The following is a 15,435-nucleotide window of genomic DNA, read 5'->3' on the forward strand; positions in this document are numbered from 1 at the left end:
TCGCGATGCGCATCCTGCCCTGCGGTGACGAGGCACTGCTCGTCGAGGTGGCCGGCCTGACCGAGGCCGAGGCCCTCTACGCGCGGCTGCGGCGGATCGCCCCGGTCGGGATCATCCAACTGGTTCCCGCGGCGCGGACGGTGCTGGTCGCGTTCGATCCCGCGGCGACCGACGCCAGACGCCTGAGCGCCGCCCTGCTGCGCGCCGCCGGGGCTCAGCCCGGCACGTCCGGCCCCACGCCCTCCTCCGGCCCCACGCCCTCCTCCGGTCCCGCGCCGCAGGCCGGTCCCGATCCCTCGTCCGGCCCCGCGCCGCAGGCCGGTCCCCCGCTCGACCGGGACGTCGTGACGATACCGGTGCGCTACGACGGTCCCGATCTGGCCGAGGTCGCCCGGCTCAGCGGACTGACTCCGGCGCAGGTCGTGGACCGGCACGTACGTGGCCGGCACCGGGTCGCGTTCTGTGGCTTCGCTCCCGGCTTCGCCTACATCGCGGGCCTCGACCCGGCGCTGCGCGTGCCACGCCGGGACAGCCCGCGCACCCGGGTCCCCGCGGGCGCGGTCGCCATCGCCGACGAGTTCAGCGGTGTCTACCCGCGGACCTCGCCCGGCGGATGGCGGCTGATTGGCCATACCGACCTGCGGGTCTTCGATCCCGACCGGGAGCCGCCCGCCGTGCTGGCCCCGGGCACGCGGGTGCGGTTCATCGCCGACGCCGACGCCATTGCTGACGCCGCCCGGTCGATGTCGTGATCGAAATGTCATGATCGGGATTTCATGATCGAAATCGTCGCGCCAGGTCCGTTCGCCACGGTCCAGGATCTCGGCCGGCCCGGGCTCGCGCACCTGGGCATCACCCGGTCCGGCGCGGCCGACCGTCGCAGTCTGCTGCTGGCGAACCGGCTCGTCGGCAACGTCGCGACCGCGGCGGCGGTCGAGCTCACCTACGGCGGCCTCACCGCACGGTTCACGGATCCGGCGCTGATCGCGCTGACCGGCGCGCCGTGCCCGCTGGAACTCGCCGGTCGCCAGATCAGCATGTACTCCCCGGTGGACGTGCCCGCCGGCGCGCTGTTGCGGATCGGGGCACCCGACCGGGGCCTGCGCACCTACCTCGGAATTCGCGGGGGGATCGGTGTCCCCCCGGTGCTCGGCTCACGATCGAGTGACACCCTCTCCGGGATCGGTCCGCAACCGCTGAGCACCGGTCGGCGGCTGCCGCGGGCGGCCGACAGCGCGGACCCGCCAACCGTCGACCTCGCMCCGCTCGCCCAGTACCCGGACGAACCGACCCTGCGGGTCCTCGCCGGCCCCCGCGACGACTGGTTCACCGCGGACGCGCTGCCCACGCTGTTCTCCGCGTCCTATGAGGTGACGGCCCAGAGCGACCGGGTCGGCGTACGGCTCGTCGGGCCGGCGCCGCGCCGCCGGATCACCGCGGAGCTGCCCTCGGAGGCCGTCGTCACCGGGGGGATCCAGATCCCCCCGGACGGGCGGCCGGTCCTCTTCCTCGTCGACCATCCGGTCACCGGGGGTTATCCCATGCTGGGCGTCGTCGCGTCCGAGGATCTGCACCTGGCCGCGCAATGCCGGCCCGGCCAGCGCATCCGGTTCCGGSCCTACCACAGCTGGACCACACGATGACAGGCGAGGAGCGCCACACGCGGAATTAGTTATCTTTGCTCGTATTGCTCCCGGGGGGGAGACCCGAGGAGGCCTTATGGGTTCGGTTCGGCTGGGTTCGCTTCGGTTCACGACCGTCATCGCCGCCGCGTCCGTGGCCGCCCTCGCAGCGGCGCTCACCACGGCCTGCCAGGCGTTTCCCGCCGGCAGGGCAGCGTCGGCGACGCCGTCTACGGGAGCCCGGGCCGACCAGGAGATCACGATCGCCGCGACTCCCGTCCCGCCGCACCCGTCCGGGGCGGCGCGCACGGAGCTCACCGCAGGGTCGTTCGCCCAGCCGACCACGCACCCGACCGCGGAGCCGGTCGCGGAGCCGGCGAGGACATCGTCGACGGCGTCGTCCGGCCTGTCCACGGCCACGGCCACGACCACGACCCCGCTACCGTCGCGGACCGACGAACCGTCCGCGGGCCTGCCGGACGCTACCCGCCTGCCGGTTCCGGTGCAGGCACCCCTCGTCGCACCGGACACGAGCGTCGCACCGGACACGAGCGTCGCACCGGGCACGAGCGTCGCGCTGGGCACGAGCACGTCCGCGCCGGCTCCGAGGCGGACGCCGCCCGTCGCCCCGCCCCGGACCGGCACCGAGGCCGCCGAGGTGGTCCGGTTGACCAACATCGAGCGGGCCCGAGCGGGCTGCGGCGCGCTGACGGTCGACGCCCGGCTGGCAGCCGCGGCGCAGGCGCACAGCACCGACATGGCGGCGAACGGCTACTTCGGCTACACCGGTAGGGACGGTCGCGGCCTCGACAAGCGGCTGGCCGCCCGCGGATACACCGCCGATCTCGTCGGGGAGAACATCGCCGCCGGATCGCTCACCGCGGCTCGGACCGTGCAGATGTGGATGGACAGCGCCGATCGGCGGGCGACCATCCTCACCTGTGCCTTCACCGCCATCGGCGTGGGCTACGCCACCGGCGGCGCGTACGGCACCTACTGGACGCAGGACTTCGCCGGCGCCGACCCACGAAACCACTCCGGGCCGAGGCACCCGGCCGGCCCTGAGACGCACGGCCGGCCCTGAGACGCACGGCCGGCCCTGAGACGCACGGCCGGCCCTGAGACGCACGGCCGGCCCTGAGACGCACGGCCCACCCTGAGACGCACGCTTCCCCTGTTCCTCCCCGATGGATCCTTCCGTCAGCGGTGGCTGCGGCGCCGATGACGGCCGAACGCGCCCGTGCGTTCCTCGGCCCCCTCGGCCGGGGCCCCCTCGGCCGGGGCCCCCTCGGCCGGGGCCGGGGCACTGAGGCGGTCGCTGGGATAGACCTCCGACTCCGCCAGGGGGCCCGGACGCATGGCCGCCTGCTCCCGCAGTTCCCGCTGACGGCGCGCCGCGGCCACGTCGCGCACCCCCCGCACGCTCAGCCGACCCCACGCGGTCGAACCGAGAAAGAGGATCACGGCGCCGAGGCCGTAGAAGAAACTGATCCAGACGAGCGCCTGCCGGGCGGACCCACCGACCGGCCGGCCGAGCGCGCCGAGGTCCCAGGGTCCCGCCAGCGTCGGGCCGACGACGAACCAGGCGCCGGCGACGATCGCGAGCCACGCACCCAGCGCGGCGGTGCCGCGGGTGGAGCTCATCAGCAGCAGGAACCCACCGACGAATGTGGCGGCACCCGGCAGCACCTCCAACCAGAAGCGGGCCGACGTCCAGGTCCAGGCGCTGTTCGGGGTGAAGGCGAAGTCGAAGTACGGCCCGACGAACGGAATCAGCGCCCCCCACACGCCCAGGAGCATCAGCAGCAGACCACTGACCACACCCCGGCTGCGGGGAATATGCCAGGCGCCCAACCAGGGGGAGTCGATGTCGGCGACGTGGGTCATCGGGAGCTCCTTCCGTGGCCAACGCCAGGAACGTGCCCCGCCCGGTGCCGATGAACCCTCACCGACGGCGAACCCCGATCCACGAAACACCAGGTCACCATCACCGCCGGTCGCGGCCCGGGACGCGGCCGCGCCGCGGTCAGCGAGCGCACGATCCGCGGCGTGCCCGGTCGGGCCCAGTCCCGGGGGTCCACGTCCCAGCCGATCGCGGTCATGCCGAGGTTCGCGGCCGCGGCGAGCACGGCCGGCGACCAGTCACCACCCGGCGCGCGGAAGAGCCGGGGCGGTTTCCCACCCGCGTCGACGATGACCGACTGGGCGCGGACCATCTCGGCCCGGATCTGCGCCGGTGTGCGATGACTGAACGGCTGGGGATGGGTCATCGCGTGGTTACAGACGGAGTGCCCTTCGGCGATGATGCGGCCCWCCAGGTCCCGGTGCGCGTGTGCCTGGGCCCCGACCAGGCAGAACGTTGCCTGGACCCGGTTGCGGCGCAAGACGTCGAGCATCCGCGGCGTCCACACCGGATGCGGACCGTCGTCGATCGTCAGGGCGACCGCGGCCGACAAGCACCCGCGCGAAGGAACGAGACGGTCGGGCTTCGGATCAAGCACGTCAGGCCCTACCACGTCAGGYCACGTCGGAGTCGTGCTGTGGATCGGGCGCACTCTTTCGACACGCATGATGTCGAGGCCACGATGCCGACAATCCGGACGAATCGTCGTCTGTTAACATAAATATGCCACACAGTCCACCGATATCCGACGATCATTAGGCAACAATCGACGCCCGCCGTGCAGGAGGACCGCTCATGGCATGGCCAGCCGCTCCGGCGGGAACCATCCCGGGCACGTCCGTCGCCGGGGCATCCACCACGGAGGCCACCCCGAACCCGGCGCCCCCGGTCTCGCCCGCCCACGTCCCGGCCGCCGCGTCCCCGGTCGGCCAGCGGGTGCGGGTACCCAAGACCGCGGAACTCGTCGCCAGCCAGCTGCGGCGGCRGATCATCCGCGGCGAGCTCAGCGAGGGTGACGCCCTACCGCCCGAACCCACGCTGATGGCGCAGTTCGGAGTCTCGCGCCCCACCCTGCGCGAGGCGTTCCGGGTGCTGGAGGCGGAAGCGCTGATCTTCGTGCGGCGCGGGGCCCACGGCGGCGCGCGGGTCCACACCCCGAGCCCCGAGGTTGCCGCGCGCTACGCCGGTCTCGTCCTCGAACACCGCGGCGCCACCCTGGGCGACGTCCACCAGGCCTGTGCCGTCATCGAGCCGCCGTGCGCGGCGCTGCTCGCCGAACGGCGTGATCCCGCCGACGTCGCCCGGCTGCGCCAGCTCCTCCACGAGGGTGACGAGGCCGCCGACCATCCCGTCGCGCTCGCCTCGGCCCAGGCCGCCTTTCACCTGGCCGTGGTGGAGCTGACCGGAAACAAGTCACTGACCGTGATCACCGGGATGCTCCTGCATCTCGTGGAGCTCACAAACAGCCACGGCGGTCACCCCGGTGCCGACAACCGTCCGGAGGAGACCAGCCTTGCCGCGGTCGCCGCCGATGACCGATCGTCCGCCCGTGCGACCCGCCGGATCYACGCCACGCTCATCGACCTCATCGAGGCCGGCGACACGCAGGGCGCCGCCGATCTCTGGCACCGGCACCTCGCCGCCCCCGACCACGCGATCCCCGGCGGTCCGGCCGACCGGTGCGTGCTGGACCTGCTCGGCTGAATCGAACTGTAGAGGGTTGGGCACGCTCTGGAGACCGTCAACCTTCTACATTTTCGACGGATCGACGGATCGGTGGGCGGCGGGCCACACCGTCCACTGGGTCACCGGCCTCGCCGGGCGCCATCCGGTGAAGCCACCGATCGGGGCCGCCCGACTCACTGACAACCGGACCAGATCACCGCCCAGGCGGGCATGCCAGGAGACGAGGAGCGCCTCGGATTCGAGGGTGACGGCGTTGGCGACGAGCCGGCCACGTCCGCCCAGCGCCGCCCAGCAGGCGTCGAGCAGCCCGGGGGTCGTGAGGCCGCCCCCGATGAAGACCRCATCCGGCGCCGGCAGCCCGGCCAGGGCCTCGGGCGCCCGGCYGGGCACGATCCGCAGCGCCGGCACGCCGAGAGCCGTGGCATTGCGCCGGATCCGGTCGGCGCGCTCCGCCCGCGGCTCGATCGCGATCGCGCGACAGGTGCCATGGGTGCGCATCCACTCGATCGCGATGCTGCCCGAGCCCGATCCGACGTCCCACAGCAGTTCGCCCGGGACCGGTCCGAGCCGGGCCAGGGTCACCGCCCGGATCTCCCGCCTGGTGATCTGACCGTCGTGCTCGAACGCGTCATCAGGCAAGCCCGGCGTCCGCGAGCGGTGCGGGGCGGACGGCGTGGGCACCGGCTCGACGGCGACGACGTTGAGGTCCGCCGGCTCGCGCAACGGCACCTGCGGCACGACCGACCCTTGCGACACAGCTGACCCCGGCGGCACGGCCGAGGCGGCCCCGCCCGGGTGCTCCACGGCGGCCGGTGCCCGAACCCAGGCCCGGGCACCGGCCTCGACCCAGGCGGAGGCGGGGGCGCTCTGGTACGCCTCGTCCGGCCCCCCGAGCCGGTCGAGAACCGTCAGCAGGCTCTCGCCGTACCCGCGCCCGACGAGCAAGGTGGCGAACTCGACGGGCGTGGCCCGGTCGGAGCTGAGGACGAGCAGCCGTCGACGCGGCGCCAGTGCGGCCTGCACCTGCGCGAGGGGACGTCCGACCGCGCTCACCACGTCGACGTCGTCCACGGCCCACCCGAGCCGCGCGCAGGCCAGGGAGAGCGACGAAGGATGGGGCAGGACCCGCACCCGGTGCGCTCCCAGCAGCCGGACCAGAGTGGTGCCGATCCCGAAGAACATCGGATCACCACTCGCGAGAACACAGAGCTCACCCTGCCCCGCCTGAGCGCCGGTGCCGGCGTGCCCGGCCAGCAGGCGGGGCAGGGCCGGCAGCAGCGGGGACGGCCACGACACCCGCCGGCCTCCAACGGGCTGGCCGTCGATCCTTTCGGGCACGAGGGCAAGCTGGCGATCGGCGCCGAACAGCACGGCGGCCCCGCGCACCACCTCACGTGCCGTCGGCGCCAGCCCCGCCCAGCCGTCGGCCCCGATACCTACCACGGTGACGCGCACAGCGGAGGGGATGGAGTCGGCGAAGCTGGAGTCGGCGGAACTCACCGGCCCGGGGGACCCGGATCCGGTGACGTCACCGGATCCGGGCGCGGTCGCCGACGTGGCGGCAGTGTCGGTCGCCGACGTGGCGGCAGTGTCGGACACAACAGGCGAGCGTAGCGCGTCGGCCAGGAGGATCAAGAATAGCTGTGCGCCTCGTCCGGACAGGCCTGGTCGGCGACCTCCGCCACCTGCCCCGCGACCGCGTCCCACCACCGAGCCGCGGCAGCGGTCCGCGGGTATATCAGCCGCCGCCGGGCACGGCGGCCGCCGGCGGCCATGGGATGGAAAATCACCGCCGTATCGGGTAGCAATTCCTGGTGAAATGCGATCCCCGACACGTTGCACGCCGGCTCCGCGATCGGTGTGGCCTTCGAAGTCCTGATCACCTACGAACCCAGGAACAGGAAGAGCAGACATCTGTACGCCAAGGTACCAGGAGCGCTCCGGGACCTGCGCATAGGATGGCCGGGTAAATTCTCACATGGCCCGATCGCGCCAGGACGTTTGAAGCCCAAACGCAGCGTCGGGCACCATGGCGTTCATGCTTGTTCACACGTGACCGACGACACGCACCCCGGCCGGCATGGTCGTACCCTGAGGAGATGGGGGCGTCACACTCTCTACGGAGAGCGGACGGCTCCGCGCTCCGACTCCTCGCCGGTTGCCTGAGCCATGCCCTTCCGCGTCCAGAGGAGATATTCCAAGTCGTTCTCGGCCCCGGCTTTCCGGGACTTTGTCCCACTCCGTACCGAGCGCTGACGGCTGGCCCTGGCTTTGGTCCGTGGCGGCCTTCTTCGTTGTCCGTCGACCCGTGGCCGAAACGAACGAAGGCGAACGCCCGGCGACGGACGCGGCTGTCGCCGACGCGTCGTTTCCTCATTGCATAGGACGCTGGGAGTTTGCATGCGCGATACGCGCGAAATCCAGGCACGATCGCCGCGCGGCACCGGTGGTGGGGCGAGCGAGGCGTGGCGTCTGCGGCTGACCGGCCGATCGGAGACGGCCCAGCGCGAGCTCCTGCTGGACCTGATAGCCGGCCGGGTCGCCGTGCTGACCGAGCGCAGCGGCGACGCGGCCATCCTCGGCCGGGAGTCCTCCTGGCGTGGTCTCGGGGTGTACCGCGGCATCGCCGATCGGCTGCGAGACGAACTGTCCGCTGCGACGGGTCTGCGCCTGCCCGCGACGCTGTTGTTCGACCGRCCCTCCCCCGAGGCCCTCGCCGACCATCTGCGCCGTGAGTTGCTGGGTATCGACGAGCCCGCCGCCGTCCCCGCCGCCGTCCCCGCGGCCGTCCCGCCGGCCACCGCCGTTCCTGCCACCGGCGAGGTCGGCTCGGAGCCGTTCCRGGGCCATGATSCCGTAGTCATCATCGGCATGGCCTGCCGGCTGCCCGGCGGCGTCGACTCACCGCAAGCCCTGTGGGACCTGGTGCGAGAGGGCCGGGATGCCGTCGGCGGCCTGCCCGACGACCGGGGCTGGGACCTCGACGCGCTCTACGACCCTGATCCCGATCAGCCTGGCACCGCCTACACCCGCCATGGCGGGTTCCTGCCCGGCATCGCGCTGTTCGACCCGGGATTCTTCGGTATCGGTCCGCGCGAGGCACATGCCGTGGACCCGCAGCAGCGGCTGATGCTGGAGATCTCCTGGGAGGTGCTGGAGCACGCGGGCATCGACCCACGGTCGCTGCGGGGCAGCCGGACCGGCGTCTTCACCGGGGTGTCGCTGCAGGACTACGGCCCCGCCTGGCATGCGGCGCCCGCCGAAGCCCAGGGACAACTACTCACCGGCAACGCCTCCGGCGTGATCGCCGGCCGCGTCTCCTACACGCTTGGCCTGGAAGGGCCCGCGTTGACCATCGACACCCAGTGTTCCTCGTCCCTGGTGGCGGTGCATCTGGCCGGCCATGCGCTGCGGGCCGGCGAATGCGACCTCGCCTTGGCCGGTGGGGTGACCGTGATGTCGACCCCAGGGATCCTGGTGGAGTTCAGCCGCAAGCGGGGCCTRGCGTCGGACGGGCGGTGCAAGGCGTTCTCCGCCGACGCCGACGGCACCGGCTGGGCCGACGGCGCGGGCGTGCTGCTGCTGGAACGGCTCTCCGACGCCCACCGTAACGGCCATCACGTCCTCGCGGTCCTGCGTGGCACCGCGATCAACCAGGACGGCGCCAGCAACGGGATGACCGCGCCGAACGGCCTGTCCCAGCAGCGCCTGATCCGCCAGGCGCTGGCCAACGCCGGGCTGCGCGCCGCCGACGTCGACGCGGTGGAGGCGCACGGCACCGGCACGACGCTCGGTGACCCGATCGAGGCCCAGGCCGTCATTGCCACCTACGGCCAGGACCGTGCGGCACGGCGGCCCGTCTACCTCGGGTCCCTGAAGTCGAACATCGGCCACACCCAGGCCGCCGCCGGCGTCGCCGGGATCATCAAGATGGTGCAGGCGATGCGGCACGGCGTCCTGCCGCGGACCCTGCACGTGCGCGAGGCGTCCCCGCACGTGGACTGGTCGGCGGGCGACGTCGCCCTGCTCACTGGAAACGTCCCCTGGCAGCGCCGGGACGGCCGGCCGCGACGGGCGGCGGTGTCGGCGTTCGGGGTAAGCGGCACCAACGCTCACGCCGTGATCGAGGAAGCACCACCCGGGCCGGAAACGGACGCCATGGGTGCGGACCGCGCCGGAGAGAACCCGGCGAGCGCCCCGGTGCCTGTCGTCCTGTCCGGCCGCTGCGACGCGGCGCTACGTTCGGCGGCCGCCCGGCTCGGCRCGCACCTGGAGCGCCATCCCGAGATCTCTCCCCTGGACGCGGGATACACCATGGCGGGTCGCACCCACTTCGAGCACCGTGCCGTCGCCGTCGTCCGCGGATCGGCGGCGTGCGGCAGCGGCACACACCTGACCGGGACCGGGACCCTGACCGGGACCCTGGCTGCTCTGGCCGAGGCCCGTCCCAGCGCCGGGCTGGTCCTGGGCACGGTCCGACCGGCGCTCCGCCGAAGCGGAACCGCCCGGGGGGCAACCGCCTTCCTGTTCACCGGCCAGGGCAGCCAACGCCCCGGGATGGGCCGCGAACTCCATGCGACCTACCCGGTCTTCRCCAACGCCCTCGACGACGTCTGTGCCCACTTTGCGCCGCATCTCGAACACCCACTGCGCGACGTCATGTTCGCCCCCGCCGGTTCCCCGGGCGCGGCGGCGCTCGACCGCACCGAGTACACCCAGCCCGCGCTGTTCGCCTTCGAGACCGCGCTGTTCCGGCTCCTCGAATCCTGGGGTCTCGCCCCGGGGATCCTCGCCGGGCACTCCATCGGCGAGCTCACCGCCGCCCACGTCGCCGGAGTGTGGACCCTCGACGACGCCTGCGCTCTCGTCGCGGCCCGCGGCCGGCTCATGCAGGCCTGCCGCGCCGGCGGAGCCATGACCGCCATCCGCGCCGGCGAGGCGGAGGTCGCCGAGTCCCTCGCCGGACTCGCCGGGCGGGTCGAGATCGCCACCGTCAACGGCCCGAGCGCCACCGTCATCGCCGGCGACGCCGACCTCGTCGAACGCGTCGCCGTCGGCTGGGCCGAGCGCGGCCGCGCCATCAGGCGGCTGACGGTCAGCCACGCCTTTCACTCCCCGCACATGGACGACATGCTCGACCGGTTCCGAGCCGTCGCCGAGAAGATCACCTACTCCCCGCCGGCCATCCCCGTCGTCTCCACCCGGACCGGCGACCTCGACCTCCAGGCCGGGCTCACCACCCCCGACCACTGGGTACGCCACGTCCGCGAACCCGTCCGTTTCCTCGACGCCGCCCGTCGCCTGCACCGCGAAGGCGCCGTCGCCTACCTCGAACTCGGTCCCGACGCCGTCCTGACCGCGCTCCTGCCGGCCTGCCTAGCCGCCGACGCCCAGCGCACCGAGAAGACCCAGCGCACCCAAAGCACCCAAAGCACCCGGGACGCCCAGAACACCCGCGACGCCCGGGACACGGTGGCCGCGGCGGCGTCCCGCGCCGGCCGCCCCGAACCCGACACCCTCCTCACCGCCCTGGCTGAGCTGCACGTCCACGGCGTCGACGTCGACTGGCGCGCCCTGTACCGGGGACGCGGCGCCCGGCACCGGGAGCTGCCCACCTACCCGTTCCAGCGCAGGCGCTACTGGCTCGACGGGACCACCGCTGTCCCCGCGCCCCGTAGCCCGACCGTCGGGACGGCCCGCGCGGCGGACCCGGACGGCTGGTCTTACCGCACCGAGTGGCGGCCCCTGGACTCCGAGGACGTCACCACCGCCGTGACGGCCCAGGCCATCGCCGTGACGGCCCAGGCCACCGCGACGCCACCGCTGTCCGGCGTGTGGCCGGTGCTGACCCCGGCCGCCGCCGTCGACGAGGACATGCTCTCCCGCATCTGYTGGATCATCGAACGCCTCGGCGGCACGGCCGTCACCCTCACCCTCACCGGCGACGACGCCGACCGCGCCCGGGTCGCGGCGCTGCTGTCGAACGCCATACCGCTGCCCGACGCCATACCGCCGTCGGGCGCCATACCGCCGTCGGGCGGCGGCCCCGCCGGGAAGAAGACGGTGCAGGCGGTACGCGGCGTCCTGTCCCTGCTCGCCCTCGACGACACGCCGCACCGCATCCATCCGGCGCTGACCACCGGGCTCGCCCTCACCGTCCCGCTCGTCCAGGCGCTACACGACCTCGACGTGTCCGCACCGCTGTGGTGYGTCACCCGCGGCGCGGTCACCACCGGTCCCGACGACCCCGTCACCACCCCGGACCAGGCCATGATGTGGGGACTCGGCCGCGCCCTCGCCCTGGAGGACCCCGACGCCTGGGGCGGTCTGATCGACATCCCGACCAACCTCGACGATCAGACGCTGGCGTGGTTCGGCTCCGCCCTCACCGCCCCCGGTAGCGAGGACCAGCTCGCCGCCCGTGCCACCGGGCTGTTGGTACCCCGCCTCGTCAGAGCCGACACCGTCGGTGCAGCAGACAACACCGTCGGTGCACCGACCGACACCGTCCCGCCAGCGTGGCGGCCTCACGGCACGGTCCTGATCACCGGTGGCACCGGCGCCCTCGGCGCGCATGCCGCCCGCCGGCTCGCCCGCGACGGTGCGCGCCGGATCGTCCTCGTCAGCCGCCGTGGCCCCGCGGCTGCGGGGGCGGAGGACCTACGCGCCGAACTCGCCGCCCTCGGCGCCGAGGCGACCATCGAGGCCTGCGACGTGGGAGAGCACGAACAGCTCGCCGCCCTGCTGCGGAGACTGGCCAAGGCGGGCCGSCCGGTGTCCGCCGTCGTGCACGCGGCCGGTGTCATGGGGCAGGTGACCGCCCTACACAAACTCGATCTCGGGGAGTTCGCGGAGGTCGTGGCCGGAAAGGTCGCCGGCGCCGCCGGCCTCGACCGGCTACTCGACGGCACCGGCGGGATCACCGGCACCAGCGACACCAGCGACACCGACGGGATCACCGGCACCAGCGACACCAGCGACACCAGGCTGGAGGCCTTCGTCCTGTTCTCGTCGGTGTCGGCGACCTGGGGCAGTGGCGGCCAGGCCGCCTACAGCGCGGGCAACGCCTACCTCGACGCCCTCGCCGCGCGGCGGCACGCGCTTGGTCTCGCCGCCACCTCTGTCGCGTTCGGCCCGTGGGCCGATGCCGGAATGGGCGCCGAGGCCACGTTCCGTGACTACCTGGGCCGCCGTGGCCTGACCCCGCTGCCCCCCGACGCGGCGGTCACCGCGCTCACCCGGGCGGTCGCGGGCGGGCAGGCCGCGCTCACCGTCGCCGACGTCGACTGGGAGCGCTTCCTCCCACCCTTCACCGCCGCCCGCCCCGGGCGTTTCTTCGACGATCTATGGAGCCGGTCCACGACGGCCGGACCCGAGGGGGACGCCGACCCGACCGGCACCGACGCGCCCCCCGCCCGGGTGGACTACGGGACGCTGCCCGGGCCTGCCCGCGCCCGCGCGCTGTTCGACCTCGTGCGGGCGGAGGCCGCGGCCATCCTCGGGTACCCGTCGCCCGACGACGTGGACCCGCAGCGCCGCTTCCTCGAACTCGGCTTCGACTCACTGGCCTCGGTTCAGCTCAGCCGCCGACTGGCCGCCGCCACCGGCCTCACCCTGGCCACGCCCGTCGTCTTCGAGCATCCGACGGTCTGCGAGCTCACCCGCCATCTCGATACCCTTGCCACCCTTRCCACCCTCGCCACCCAGCGGCACCYGGACATCGTGCCCGGCGGACCCCCCGCGCGGGCCGGGACGCAGGTCGCGCCGATCGGCGTGCGCGAGCTGTACCGGCAGGCGTGCACGGACGGCAAGTTCGCCGAGGGCGTCGGTGTCCTGCGGGCCGCCGCCCGGCTCAGGCCCGTCTTCYGCACCGTCGAGGCCTTCGGCGCGCCCGCCGCGCCGGTGAGACTCGCCTCGGGTCCGGCCAGGCCCACCATCGTCTGCCTGCCCTCGATGGTTGCCCCGTCGGGACCGCACAACTTCGCCCGCCTCGCCCTGCACCTGCATGGCCGGCGGGACGTGTACGCGCTRCCGCATCCCGGATTCGGCGACGGGGAGCTGCTTCCGGCCACCGCGGATCTCGTCGTCGACCTGCATGCCGAGACCATCGCCCGGGCGTTCGACGAGATCCCCCTCGTGCTAGCGGGTTACTCCTCGGGTGGCWGGCTGGCACATGCGATCGCGGCCCGGCTGGAGACCCGCGGGATCCACCCCAGGGCGGTGGTGCTGCTCGACACGTGGCTGCCCGGGGACCGCATCCCCGAGGGTGACATCCAGGAGGAGCTTCGCGGCGTCGCCCTCAACGACCAGGCCTTCGCGCTGATGACGGAGGCACAGGTCACCGCGCAGGGCGCCTACCTGGACCTGTTCGAGGGCTGGYGGCCGACCGCCGTCAACGCGCCGGTCGTCCTCGTCCGGGCGATGGAGCGCATGCCCCAGCAGGCGGTCGCCGAGAACCCCGACGGGGAGGGCCAGGCCTGGGTGACCGACTGGGTGATGGAGCACGAAAGGCTCGACGCCGCCGGCAATCACCAGACGATGATGAACGAACACGCCGCCTCCACCGCCGCGGTCCTCCACCAGTGGCTCACAGAACTGGAGCGGMCCACGGAACTGGAGCGGCCCACAGAACTGGAGCGGCGCTGATGCATCGACGCGCACCGCACCTCGGCGGCGGTCTGGGCGGAGCTGAGCGTTGACGGGTTCGGCCATGGGAGCATGACGGAGTGACCCTGCTCCCACTGCCTGCCGGCGAGCACGACGGCCCCGCCGTCCGGGTCGGGGAGGTCGAGTTCACCCGCGCAGAGCTCTTCGCGGCCGCGTCCGTCGTCGCCGGTCGGGTGGCCGGCGCGCCGGCGGTGGCCGTGCACGCCGAGGCGACGATGGCCACCGTCGTCTCGGTCGTCGGCTGCCTGCTCGCCGGGGTGCCGGCGGTACCCGTGCCGCCTGACTCCGGGCCGCGGGAACGCGGTCACATCCTGCGCGACTCGGGCGCCGCCCTGCTGCTCGGCAGGCCCGCCTGGGACAACCTCGCGATCCCCACCGTGCCGGTCGATCTCACCGCACGGTCGGGGTCTGCCGGCTCCGGCTCCGGGTCCGGGTCCGGGGAAACCGGACCGGCGCTCATCCTCTACACCTCCGGGACGACCGGAGCCCCCAAGGGCGTGGTGCTGTCCGCCCCGGCCATCGCCGCCGATCTGGACGCCCTCGCYGACGCCTGGGCCTGGACGCCCGAGGACACGCTCGTGCACGGGCTGCCGCTGTTCCACGTCCACGGCCTGGTCCTGGGTGTGCTCGGGGMGCTGCGGGTCGGCAGCCGGTTGATCCACACCGTCCGCCCGACCCCGACGGCGTACGCGGCGGCCGGGGGGACCCTGTACTTCGGCGTGCCGACCGTGTGGTCCCGGGTCTGCGACGATCCGACCACCGCCCGCGCCCTGGTCTCGGCCCGGCTGCTCGTCTCGGGCAGTGCCCCCCTGCCGAGGCCGGTGATCGACCGGCTCACCGGGCTCACCGGCCTCGCCCCGATCGAACGGTACGGGATGACCGAGACGTTGATCACCATCAGCGCCCGGGCGGACGGGGAGCGCCGGGCGGGCTGGGTCGGTACCACCCTGCCGGGGGTGCGGGCCCGGCTCGTGGACGACGAGACGGGGACCGAGCTGCCCGCGGACGGGGAGAGCATCGGCGAGTTGCAGGTCCGCGGTGCCACCCTGTTCGACGGGTACCTGGGGCGCCCGGAGGTCACCGCCGCGTCGTTCACCGCGGACGGCTGGTTCCGCACCGGTGACGCCGCGGTCGTCGCCCCGGACGGCCACCACCGAATCGTCGGGCGCCGATCCACCGACCTCATCAAGAGCGGCGGTTACCGGGTGGGCGCGGGCGAGGTCGAGGCCGTACTGCTGGCCCACCCGGCCGTGCGCGAGGCCGCCGTCGTCGGGCTGCCGGACGACGACCTCGGGCAGCGCATCGCCGCCTTCGTCGTCGCCCCCGACCTGGCCGGTGCGGCGGGCGGGGCACCAGGCGGGATACCGGGCAGGGCGTCGGACGGGACACCGAGCGAGACGGCAAACGAGACGGCGAGCGAGGCGCTCATCGACTTCGTGGCGCGGGAGCTGTCCATCCACAAGCGGCCCCGGGAGATCCACCTGGTGGCCGAGCTCCCCCGCAACTCGATGGGCAAGATCCGCAAGTCCGCCCTGGCTCCCCCGGAAACGCCCTGAG

At 73.4% G+C, this 15,435-nt stretch carries 10 protein-coding genes; 6 read left to right on the top strand and 4 right to left on the bottom strand.

The window, feature by feature from the left end:
- Window positions 1–5: 5 nt before the first annotated feature.
- From CcI156_RS11285 to CcI156_RS11295, 3 genes are all read left to right on the top strand, one after another.
- A complete protein-coding gene (locus CcI156_RS11285) occupies window positions 6–752 on the top strand; it encodes an allophanate hydrolase subunit 1 (protein WP_011437359.1) in 747 nt (248 codons plus the stop codon).
- A 24-nt stretch (window positions 753–776) separates the two neighbouring features.
- Window positions 777–1,643 (top strand): biotin-dependent carboxyltransferase family protein, encoded by an 867-nt coding sequence (locus CcI156_RS11290; protein ID WP_076805567.1) that lies wholly within the window; start codon window positions 777–779, stop codon window positions 1,641–1,643.
- A 76-nt stretch (window positions 1,644–1,719) separates the two neighbouring features.
- A complete protein-coding gene (locus CcI156_RS11295) occupies window positions 1,720–2,706 on the top strand; it encodes a CAP domain-containing protein (protein ID WP_023840812.1) in 987 nt (328 codons plus the stop codon).
- Window positions 2,707–2,822: 116 nt separating this feature from the next.
- On the opposite strand, the gene CcI156_RS11300 is transcribed toward CcI156_RS11295, so the two are convergent.
- Both CcI156_RS11300 and CcI156_RS24045 read right to left on the bottom strand, forming a co-directional pair.
- Window positions 2,823–3,509, bottom strand: coding sequence for a hypothetical protein (locus tag CcI156_RS11300; protein ID WP_011437362.1), 687 nt, complete (start codon window positions 3,507–3,509; stop codon window positions 2,823–2,825).
- The gene (locus CcI156_RS24045; RefSeq protein WP_254847378.1) at window positions 3,506–4,138 is read right to left on the bottom strand and encodes a polysaccharide deacetylase family protein; all 633 of its coding nucleotides are present in this window, start codon (window positions 4,136–4,138) and stop codon (window positions 3,506–3,508) included. Before CcI156_RS24045 ends, CcI156_RS11300 begins: the two co-directional genes overlap by 4 nt.
- A 182-nt stretch (window positions 4,139–4,320) precedes the next feature.
- Here CcI156_RS24045 and CcI156_RS11310 point away from each other — a divergent pair, with 182 nt between their 5' ends.
- Window positions 4,321–5,229: a FadR/GntR family transcriptional regulator gene (locus CcI156_RS11310; protein WP_076805569.1), complete on the top strand. Its 909-nt coding sequence runs from the start codon at window positions 4,321–4,323 to the stop codon at window positions 5,227–5,229.
- Between the two features lie 45 nt (window positions 5,230–5,274).
- Here the strand turns inward: CcI156_RS11310 and CcI156_RS11315 are convergent, their stop codons facing one another.
- On the bottom strand, window positions 5,275–6,711 hold the full coding sequence (locus tag CcI156_RS11315; RefSeq protein ID WP_076805631.1) for a bifunctional cobalt-precorrin-7 (C(5))-methyltransferase/cobalt-precorrin-6B (C(15))-methyltransferase: 1,437 nt from the start codon (window positions 6,709–6,711) through the stop codon (window positions 5,275–5,277).
- 131 nt (window positions 6,712–6,842) lie between these two features.
- On the bottom strand, window positions 6,843–7,094 hold the full coding sequence (locus CcI156_RS11320; protein WP_035941505.1) for a hypothetical protein: 252 nt from the start codon (window positions 7,092–7,094) through the stop codon (window positions 6,843–6,845).
- A gap of 517 nt (window positions 7,095–7,611) precedes the next feature.
- Between CcI156_RS11320 and CcI156_RS11325 the strand changes: the two genes are divergently transcribed.
- Both CcI156_RS11325 and CcI156_RS11330 read left to right on the top strand, forming a co-directional pair.
- Entirely contained in the window at window positions 7,612–13,857 is a 6,246-nt protein-coding gene (locus CcI156_RS11325; RefSeq protein ID WP_076805571.1) for a type I polyketide synthase, read from the top strand.
- Between the two features lie 80 nt (window positions 13,858–13,937).
- On the top strand, window positions 13,938–15,434 hold the full coding sequence (locus CcI156_RS11330; RefSeq protein WP_076805573.1) for an acyl-CoA synthetase: 1,497 nt from the start codon (window positions 13,938–13,940) through the stop codon (window positions 15,432–15,434).
- Window position 15,435: the final 1 nt, after the last annotated feature.

Source organism: Frankia sp. CcI156 (genome assembly GCF_001983015.1).
Classification (GTDB): domain Bacteria; phylum Actinomycetota; class Actinomycetes; order Frankiales; family Frankiaceae; genus Frankia; species Frankia casuarinae.

Coding starts and splice junctions, on each gene's coding strand:
- CcI156_RS11285 (WP_011437359.1), top strand. CDS start 6: ATGCGCATCCTGCCCTGCGGTGACGAGGCACTGCTCGTCGAGGTGGCC.
- CcI156_RS11295 (WP_023840812.1), top strand. CDS start 1,720: ATGGGTTCGGTTCGGCTGGGTTCGCTTCGGTTCACGACCGTCATCGCC.
- CcI156_RS11300 (WP_011437362.1), bottom strand. CDS start 3,509: ATGACCCACGTCGCCGACATCGACTCCCCCTGGTTGGGCGCCTGGCAT.